3 protein-coding genes and 2 pseudogenes are annotated in these 5,139 nt (G+C 34.7%); 3 read left to right on the top strand and 2 right to left on the bottom strand.

Annotation, left to right across the window (positions count from 1 at the left end; genetic code table 11):
- Nucleotides 1-1,002: pseudogene (locus ABJI11_RS16295) on the bottom strand (hypothetical protein); the annotation flags it as partial.
- Nucleotides 1,003-1,147: 145 nt separating this feature from the next.
- On the opposite strand from ABJI11_RS16295, the gene ABJI11_RS16290 reads away from it, so the two are divergent.
- Both ABJI11_RS16290 and leuB read left to right on the top strand, forming a co-directional pair.
- On the top strand, nucleotides 1,148-2,320 hold the full coding sequence (locus tag ABJI11_RS16290) for a 2-isopropylmalate synthase (RefSeq protein ID WP_348354566.1): 1,173 nt from the start codon (nucleotides 1,148-1,150) through the stop codon (nucleotides 2,318-2,320).
- Between the two features lie 2 nt (nucleotides 2,321-2,322).
- Nucleotides 2,323-3,441 (top strand): 3-isopropylmalate dehydrogenase, encoded by a 1,119-nt coding sequence (leuB, locus tag ABJI11_RS16285; RefSeq protein WP_348354563.1) that lies wholly within the window; start codon nucleotides 2,323-2,325, stop codon nucleotides 3,439-3,441.
- Nucleotide 3,442: 1 nt separating this feature from the next.
- On the opposite strand, the gene ABJI11_RS16280 is transcribed toward leuB, so the two are convergent.
- A complete protein-coding gene (locus tag ABJI11_RS16280; protein WP_348354560.1) occupies nucleotides 3,443-4,666 on the bottom strand; it encodes a TlpA disulfide reductase family protein in 1,224 nt (407 codons plus the stop codon).
- A gap of 127 nt (nucleotides 4,667-4,793) precedes the next feature.
- Here ABJI11_RS16280 and ABJI11_RS16275 point away from each other — a divergent pair.
- Nucleotides 4,794-5,139: pseudogene (locus ABJI11_RS16275) on the top strand (phenylalanine--tRNA ligase subunit beta); the annotation flags it as partial.

Below are 5,139 nucleotides of genomic sequence, written 5' to 3'. Positions count from 1 at the left end.
AAAGGTACCTTCAAGAAAATGAAGGTTTAGCTTATTGGCATTTAAATACATAAATACCAATGAGTTAATATTGTCGTTATCAGGAAAATCTTTTTCTTTAATAGTATTTTCTAAACGCTCTAGCACCTCTTTAAACTGAGAACTATACTGTACATAAAAAAGAGATTCCAACAAATAATGATTCCCTTTCAAGAAGAACACCGGGTTTAGATAAATCATGTCTTTATGATCATAGAACAGATCTACCCATTTACTGGCATATTTAAAACATGATAAGAAATCTTGGGTCAAAAAACTATACCATAAATGAGCTTTATACAACCAAAGTTTTTCCCTAAAACCTAAGTCTTCTATGTTGTATAATGGTAGATGGTCATTAAAATACGTTTTTACTTTTTGGTAATCTTCATCACTACGTACATAACCAACTTTCAACATCATACCATAAAGCTGTAATGATAAATTTGACAGTTTACTGGTCATTACATTATGTCCAGATAATTCTTTTGCCTGTATAGCCAGTTCATTTGCACGGTCTGGTATACTTCTCGTAATATATTGAGTTTCAATTATTTTTTCTAACTCAACAATTTCATATGCTATATTCTTCTCTTCATTCTCTATAGCAATACCCTTTACCTTATCCAAAATTTTTAAACTTTGTTTGTAAAGTCCTTTTTGATACAAAATAGTAGCAAAATCTAACTGCTCTCGTATTTGAACCCTTATATTTTGATTAACAGGATTTAACCTAAGGCTGACCAAAATTTGCTTGTATAAGTGTGCTTTTAAATTAGAAAGTTGCGCTTTCTTAACAATACCGCTTTCCAGTATTGTTTTCTCATCATATTGTTTAATTTTATCCAATAAATTGAACAGCGCCAAAAATTTGGCGTCGGTATTCACACCTAATCTGCCCACATAAAGCTTAAATTGACGCTTCTCAGATTTAGAAAGTGATTTAACTAAAACGAACAAAGCATCTTTATGCGCATTTGTCATCGTAAAAAAATGAGTTTAAATAATTGAAATTCAATGTTTTATACACCTAAAAAACTGACTTAACATTGTAAACATGTTTACAAACTTTATAAGCATTATGTTTTAGGTTATATATTCGTTTGACGAGTAAAACTACGTAAATAATATGAGTAAAAATATCGTTCAAATATTTGACACTACTTTAAGGGACGGAGAGCAAGTACCGGGCTGTAAATTGGACCGTGAACAAAAATTGGTCATTGCTGAACGCCTAGATGTACTGGGGGTTAACATCATTGAAGCAGGTTTTCCTGTTTCTAGTCCCGGAGATTTTCAATCTGTTGAGGCCATAGCCAAGCTCGTTAAAAATGCTACGGTCTGTGGATTGACCCGTGCGGTCAAAAATGACATTGAAGTTGCGGCCGAAGCTCTTAAGTATGCCAAAATACCGAGAATACATACTGGTATAGGCACATCTGACTCTCATATAAAATATAAATTTAACTCTAACAGAGATGCCATCATTGAACGTGCAGTATCTGCCGTCAGTTATGCTAAGACCTTTGTGGAAGATGTTGAATTTTACGCGGAAGATGCCGGGCGAACAGACAACGAATTTTTAGCCCGTGTTTGCGAAGCGGTCATTAAAGCAGGTGCCACAGTACTGAATATACCAGATACTACAGGGTATTGCTTACCTGATGAATACGGTGCCAAAATTAAGTACCTACGCGAAAATGTAAAAGGTATAGACAAAGCTATTCTTTCATGTCATTGCCATAACGACCTTGGTTTAGCTACGGCAAACTCAATTGCCGGCGTCATTAACGGAGCAAGACAAATTGAATGTACCATTAATGGTATTGGCGAGCGCGCGGGTAACACTTCTTTAGAAGAAGTAGTCATGATTATGCGCCAACATCCTAACTTAAATTTAGACACTACCATAAACAGCAAATTACTTTATGATACCAGCTTAATGGTTTCTCGTAAAATGGGAATGATGGTGCAACCTAATAAAGCTATCGTAGGTGCCAATGCATTTGCCCATAGCTCTGGAATACATCAAGACGGTGTTATTAAAAATAGAGAAACATATGAAATTATTGACCCTGCAGATGTAGGTGTCACTGAATCTTCAATTGTTTTGACCGCTAGAAGTGGTAGAGCTGCCTTAGCCTATCGAGCTAAAATTGTAGGTTATGAATTAACAAAAACACAACTAGATGACGTATATCAAGAGTTCTTAAGATATGCGGATACTAGAAAAGAAGTAAAAGATGATGATATTCATCAAATAATAGAGACTTCAAATATAGATTTACAAAGTATAAGCTGATTATGCATTTAGATATTGCTGTTTTAGAGGGAGATGGAATTGGACCTGAGGTCGTTGCACAATCTATTAAGTGCCTACGTTCTGTTGAAGAAACTTTTGGTCATAGTTTCACCTTTAAAAAGGGGCTTATTGGAGCTACCGCCATTAAACAGACTGGTAGCCCATTACCTAAAGAAACTTTAAAACTATGTAAAAGCACAGATGCTACTTTATTTGGCGCATTGGGTTTGCCCGAATTTGATAACAACCCCAAAGCAAAAATTTGGCCAGAACAAGGACTATTGAAATTACGTAAAAAATTAGATCTGTTTGCAAATATTAGACCTGTTAAAGTATTTCCTTCTTTAGTTAAGCAATCCCCTTTATCAAAAGCTCAAGTAAAAGATACAGACTTAGTAATTTTCAGAGAATTATCTGGAGGAATTTACTACGGCGAAAAAACTTTTGACGAGGAAAAAAATATTGCAACAGACATATGTTCATATAGTGAATCTGAAATTAGTAGAATTGCACATTTAGCGTTCAAATCTGCACGTTCCAGAAAAAAGAAAGTAACCTTGGTAGACAAAGCCAATGTACTTGAAACTTCGCGATTATGGAGACGTGTTGTATCGCAAATATCCGAGAGCTACCCAGATGTAGAGCTTAACTATCAATTGATAGACAATGCTGCCGTACAGATGGTTTTAAATCCGGCTCAATTTGATGTCATTTTAACCGACAATATGTTCGGAGATATTCTTTCTGATCAAGGTAGCGTCATTGCAGGTTCAATAGGACTTTTGCCATCAGCATCAGTAGGACTTGAACACGCTATGTTTGAGCCAATACACGGTTCTTATCCTGACGCAGCTGGTAAAAACATTGCAAACCCTGTAGCTTCCATTTTAAGTACGGCCATGCTTTTACAACATTTTAAAATGAATGAAGAATCTGATGCAGTTGTTGCAGCAGTTTTAAAGTCATTTTCCAAAAAAATCGTTACTCCAGATATTTTAGGAAGTTCTAAATACGGTACTAATTATGTGGGCGATTTTATAGCCGACAATATTATGGAACTGGATGGTAGTTTCAATATCAACGATGAAAATATCGGGTTAGGAAAATCTACGATTATCTAACCTACTCAGCACTCAATTCAGTAATCAGCGTATTAAAATCTGATTTAAATTCCTCATATTTTTCACCGGTAGCCGGACCGTTGAAACCCGTATGAATTTTTCGAACATCTCCTTTTTTATCAATAAAAATGGTGGTAGGATAAGAAAGTACATGATTCAACATTGGCAATTTTTCTTGAGCTTTTTGCTTATCATAAGTCCCGTATTGCGCTAATAAAATTGGATAGGTCACTCCCACCCTATCTCTCAATCTTTCAATACCCTTTATAGCTATTTCTTCAGTTTTGGCAGATTCAAATGCTAGTCCTATAACTTCAATATCAGGGTTGTCTTTTAAATAGTTTACCAAAAACTTAGTTTCATCCAAGCAATTAGGACACCATGTACCCATCATCTGAACAACAACTACTTTATCTTGATATTTTTCATCATTTAAAGAAATCATGTTTCCATCAACATCAGGAAAAGTAAATGCCAATTTATCATATCCTTCTTTTAGAAAAGTTAAAGAATCTGGATCAGGTAATTCAAACCCATCATTTCTAGTAGCAACAAAAGGCTCCTTAAAATGGTTCCCAGAATAGAAAACACCGTTCATAGTGGAATCGGTGATTTTTGCATTAAACAGAAAAGCATGAGCCCCATCAAAAGCTGATAATTTCAACGAATCTCCATCAAGAATGCCATCTAAAAATCTATAATCTCCTGTTGTAGTTCTAAAAGTACCAGTAACCTTATTGTCGTCTTGCAAAAAGATACCTTTACCTACATACTCTTCCTCTAAATCTTTACTAAAATAGGTTTCCCAAATGCCTGAAACATTTCTATCTGTGCTTTTATTCTTAGCCATAAACCTATCTTCAGCACCATAAACAGCTTTAAAGGGTACAATTCTGTCTAAACTTTCCTTGACAAACTGACCTTGAATAGAATTTTCAGTAAAAGTACCTGCCAAGTAACCTTCAAAAACAGGTGTTTGCATAATTACCGAATCTCCCTTAATTTCAATTTCATCGACATCTATAACTTCTTCTGCATTAAAAATTTGCATTGCATAATCACCATCATCATTTTTAACTACCTTAAGATTAAAAGGTAATATTTGGTTGTCCATGATATCTAGCTCTACAAGCCAAATACCTTCAGATAAATTCACCTTAGGTCTATTCTCCTTACAACCAACTAATAACATTAAAACGGATAGTATTGCAATACTAAATCTCATAGTTCTTATTTAATTTAACTCCTAATAAACAATTAAAAAAGCACAATTAAAAATTAAAATAAACACTTCATAGCTTATTGAATGTATACGGGCATTGTTTTATCTTTGCAACCTATAAATTTTTTGAATGAAAATATCATATAACTGGCTTAAACAGTTCATACAAATAGATTGGGAATCACAGAAAACCGGAGAACTTTTAACCGATTTAGGTCTAGAAGTAGAAGGAGTGGAAAAATTTGAATCTGTGAAAGGCGGATTAAAAGGTATTGTTGTTGGTCACGTATTAAGTTGTGAAAAACACACCAATGCAGACAAGCTTAATGTTACTATGGTAGATATAGGCTTAGATGCACCTGTACAAATAGTTTGCGGCGCAAAAAATGTTGCCGCAGGCCAGAAGGTACCAGTAGCTACGATCGGCACTACTCTATATACTGCTGAAGGTGAAGCTTGGACCATTAAAAAAGGAA

The organism is Maribacter sp. (assembly GCF_039968975.1).
Lineage (GTDB): Bacteria > Bacteroidota > Bacteroidia > Flavobacteriales > Flavobacteriaceae > Maribacter.
The sequence above is the reverse complement of the archived record's forward strand: the minus strand, read 5'-3'. Positions and strand labels throughout refer to the sequence as shown.